General features: G+C 69.2%; 2 protein-coding genes. Both read right to left on the bottom strand.

All coding sequences use genetic code 11. The annotated features are described in order from the left end of the window. Nucleotides 1-2438, bottom strand: a 2438-nt coding sequence (locus IY392_RS03640; protein WP_194860524.1) for a (Fe-S)-binding protein, incomplete at its 3' end; no start/stop codon positions are given. Nucleotides 2439-2611: 173 nt separating this feature from the next. Continuing rightward, nucleotides 2612-4119, bottom strand: a 1508-nt coding sequence (locus IY392_RS03635; protein ID WP_194860523.1) for a S1 family peptidase, incomplete at its 5' end; no start/stop codon positions are given.

Here is a 4119-nt window from a genome sequence, read left to right as displayed (position 1 = left end):
GCCGCGGCCACCTCGGCGCCCTCGCCCTCGTCGATGACCGGGTTGTCCGGGGCCGAGGCGGGCTCGGCGACAGCGGTCTTGGACTCGGCCGGCGCGGCGTCCCGGGCCGCCTTCTCGTCGGCCTCCTTCTCGGCCGCGGTCTTCTCGCGCTTCGGCTGCTCCAGCCACGCGGCTTCGCGAGGCTCAGGCAGGCCACCGTCGCGCGTGACGGACTCCAGCAGCAGCTGGGCCACGTCCACGACCTCGACCTGGCCCTCCTGCTCGGTGCCGTCGGTCTGAGCGGTCGCGCCATCCGAGAGCATGACGCGGCAGAACGGGCAGCCGGTCGCGATCTTGGTGGCCTTGGTCGACAACGCCTCGTCCACGCGGTCGATGTTGATGCGCTTGCCGACCGTCTCCTCCATCCACATGCGCGCGCCACCGGCGCCACAGCACATGGAGCGCTGACCGTGGCGGGGCATCTCCGTGAGTGTCACACCGGAACCGTCCATGAGCTCTCGCGGGGCCTCGTAGACCTTGTTGTGACGGCCGAGGTAGCACGGGTCGTGGTAGGTGACGCCACCGTCGATCGGTGCGACCGGCACGAGCCGCTTCTCGCGCACGAGGCGGTTGAGCAACTGCGTGTGGTGGACGACCTGGTAATCGCCGCCGAAGTCGCCGTACTCGTTCTTGAGAGCGTTGAGACAGTGGGCACACGTGACGACGACCTTGCGCTGGCCGGTGGGCACACCGTCGAAGGCGTTGTTCATGGTCTCGATGTTCTGCTCGGCGAGCATCTGGAACAGGAACTCGTTGCCCGCGCGGCGGGCGGAGTCACCGGTACAGGTCTCGCCCTGGCCCAGGACGGCGAACTTCACGCCGGCCGTGTGCAGAAGCGTGGCGACGGCCTGGGTGGTCTTCTTGGCGCGGTCCTCGAACGCTCCGGCACAGCCGACCCAGAACAGGTACTCGGTGTCCGAGAAGTCCTCGATGTCGGAGCCGATGACCGGGATGTCGAAGTCGAGGGACTTCATCCACTCGTCGCGGCCCGAGTTGTTCTGCCCCCAGGGGTTGCCCTTGTTCTCCAGGTTCTTGAACAGGCCGGCGAGTTCCGTGGGGAACTCCGATTCGATGAGCACCTGGTAGCGGCGCATGTCGATGAAGTGGTCCACGTGCTCGATGTCCACCGGGCACTGCTCGACGCAGGCGCCACAGGTGGTGCAGGACCACAGGGCCTCCGGGTCGATGATGCCGGCGGCCGTCGGGTCGTCGGACACGTCGGCGGTGGTGTGGCCGACCAGCGGGCGCTGGGCCTCCAGGCGGGCGGCCTCGGGGATCCTTGCGAGCTTCTTCTCGTCCGGGTTGCCCTCGGCGTCGACGAGTCCCGTCTCCTCACCCATCGTGGTCTTGCCACCGGCGAGCAGATACGGGGCCTTGGCGTGGGCGTGGTCGCGCAGCGCCATGATCATCAGCTTGGGGCTGAGCGGCTTGCCGGTGTTCCAGGCGGGGCACTGCTCCTGGCAGCGTCCGCACTCGGTGCAGGTGGAGAAGTCCAGCCAGCCCTTCCACGAGAAGTCTTCGATCGCGCCCGCGCCCAGGACCGGCTCGAAGTCCTCGTCCGCCTCGGTGCGCTCCTCGATCTTCTCCATGGTCAGCGCCTCGCCGTCCATGGTCATGGGCTTGAGCGCGCCGAGCGCGGTGCGGCCGTCGGCCTCGCGCTTGAAGTAGATGTTGAAGAAGGCCGAGAAGCGGTGCCACGCCACACCCCAGGTGATGTTGCGGCCCACGACGTACAGCCAGATCATTCCGGTGAGCAGCTTGATCAGCGCGAAGATCGACACCATGAGCTCGTTGGCCGGCAGGACCGTGGAGATGGGGCCGGACACCCAGTCGTGCGCCCAGTTGAAGTCCTGGCCGTCCTCGCGGTAGAGCGCGAGCTTGCCGGCCTTGACGAAGAGCATTCCCAGACCCTCGAGCAGGACGACGGTCTCGACGAAGTACGCGGCCCGGCGGTCGGAACCGTTGAACCGGTTGAGGCTGCGACGCTGATTGACCTGGCGGATGATGATCAGCACCGTGATGCCGATGACCGTGCCCAGACCCAGGAACTCGTCCAGCACGTGGTACCAGGACTGCTGCGACAGCCAGGGCCATCCGCCGCGGGGGTTGAACGTCTGGATGTAGGCCTCGAACCAGACGATCGAGCCGAGCATGAAGCCGATCATGACGAACCAGTGGAAGAAGCCGACCGACCGCTTCCTGGCCATCCTGGTGTGGGCGCCGACCTCGATGATCGTGTTCTTCATCCGTGCGAACACGGGCCCCACGCGGTTGAAGCCGTCCTTCTGCCCCAGCATGATGCTCCGCACCATCCGCGACAGGCCGCCGATGAACGAGGCCCAGGCAAATAGGCTGAGCAGGACACCGATCGTCCCGAGAGTGATGGTCACGCCTGACATGGTTCGCGGCCTTTCGTCGCACTTCTCGACGCACGAGCACCTGACGACCCCTGGGGTGCCCGCCGACGGTCTTGTCGTTAAAGGTAAGCCACGCGGGCCCCGTTCACCGAGTTGAGGTCGCCCTAAGTGGAGCGCACTCGACTCGGGGAACGGGGCCCGCGAGGCTGGTGGCGTCAGTTGGTTCGCAGTGTCAGACCGGGATGGGCGGCCATGACGTCGGCGATCGGGACCGCCGACAGGCGCGGGACGTACCCGTTCTCCCTGGCCACCGCGTCCGCGTTGGCGCAGGTCCCGGTCTCGGCGACGTTGGACGCGCTGGAGATCCCCAGTGCCTTGTCTCCTGAGAACACGACGCCGCCGCTGTCGCCGGGGAGGGCGCAGAGGTCGACCGTGAACGCGTTGGCGATGGTGCGGGACCCGGCCACGTCGATCGTCGCGCCGACCTCGGACACGGTGCCACAGGAGAAGCCGGTCCGGAACCCGGTCTTGCAGGCCTTCTGCCCGACGACGGGTGCGGCGGTACCGGTGATCGCCTGGGTGGTGTCGGGACCGGCGCCGACCAGGTTCGTGCGGAAGCGGTCGGCGAACGCGGGGTCGACGGCCACGAGCGCGGTGTCGATCCCGTCGCGTTGGGTCCGCGTCATGGTGCCGAACTCCTGGCCGTCGGCGAGTGCGGCGCGCGTGCCGTCGGCACCGGCGCAGTGCGCGGCGGTGATGACGACGGGCGAGCCGTCGAGCTCACCGTTGAACCCGGTCGAGCACTCGAGGATCCCGCCCGGAACGGCGACGGAGTAGGCGGTGCCCCCGGCTATGGGCCCGGTGGGAGCGGGACCGTCGGCGCGCGTCTGGTTCTGGGGGACCGGGGCGACGGGGTCGGACATCGTCTGGCTCATCCCGTCGATGATCGAGCCGGTGCCCGGCGTCAGTCCGGCGAGCAGCTCGACGACGGTGCGCATCGGGCCCTCGGGGATCACACCGGTCTGGTTGAGCAGTGCGAGACTGGCGAGGGATCCCGGGTCGCCACCGGCGAGCGTCGGGCCCGGTGTGCCCGCGCGGGTGGTGGCGGGTTCGAGCCCGGCCGTGTTCGGAGCGCCCTCGGACTGGGTCCCACCGTCCTCGCTGCCGAACGGTGCGGTGTCCCACGCGGGGTCGGGCGCCTCGGTCATGTCGACCTCGGCGAGGTCCTTCAGTCGCGCGGTGAGGTTGCCCAGCTGGGCGGCCTCCCCGCCGCGGGTGGACACGACCACGGCGTTGCGGGTGGGGTCGACCCGCACCCCGGTGACCAGTGCCCGGAGGTCTTCGGGGAGGTCGGTGACGATCTTGCTCACCTGCCGCTCGCGGGCCGAGAGCTCCTCGGTGGTCAGCGCGACGTCCTGCACGGTGAAGCCGGCGTCGGTGGCCTCGGCGCGCAGCAGATCGCCCGCTTCGCCGGCGACCACGCCCACCAGGCCGGTGCCCTCCTCGTCCAACCACACGCCGCCGAACGAGTCGCGGAACGCCTTCTCCCACCGAGGCCGGGATTCGGCGAGGCGCTCGCCGATTCCGGCCTGGTCCAGGAACTGCTCGGGGGTCAGCCCCAGGTCCCGGCGCAGAGCCTCGACCAGCGAGGTCAGCTGGGGCCCCAGGGCGGAGTCGAGGGTGGGTAACACCTGCGTCTGCGCCGGTGTGGTGGGCGCTGGGG

This window comes from Dietzia sp. SYD-A1, assembly GCF_015356725.1.
Lineage (GTDB): Bacteria > Actinomycetota > Actinomycetes > Mycobacteriales > Mycobacteriaceae > Dietzia.
This window is presented reverse-complemented; position numbering and strand designations above follow the sequence as displayed.